1 protein-coding gene is annotated in these 245 nt (G+C 49.0%); it reads left to right on the top strand.

Features of this window, described 5'->3' with window-relative positions; translation table 11 throughout:
• Window positions 1-40 precede the first annotated feature (40 nt).
• The coding region (locus CWC16_RS19730) for an MlrC C-terminal domain-containing protein (protein WP_212747474.1) at window positions 41-245 on the top strand (205 nt) is incomplete at its 3' end.

The raw sequence follows: 245 nt of genomic DNA, 5'->3' as shown, positions 1-245 counted from the left end.
AGATGAAATAGTCACAGCGGCGTGGGAAGTCAGAGAGCAAATGATCTACAGGCCTGACCCTCGAGATAAACTGCTGAAAAAAGCAGCGGAGTTAAAGAAAACCACTTTACTGCTGGATCATTGTGATAATTGTGGTTCCGGGGGAACCCAGGATGTCATGGCTGTGATTCGAGAGGTCATCAAGTACGGCTTAAAAAATGTGGCAGTGGCCGCAGTCTGCGACCCGACTGCTGTGCATTTGATGC

This window comes from Pseudoalteromonas sp. S3776 (genome assembly GCF_005886915.1).
In the GTDB taxonomy this organism is placed as follows: domain Bacteria; phylum Pseudomonadota; class Gammaproteobacteria; order Enterobacterales; family Alteromonadaceae; genus Pseudoalteromonas.
The sequence above is the reverse complement of the archived record's forward strand: the minus strand, read 5'-3'. Positions and strand labels throughout refer to the sequence as shown.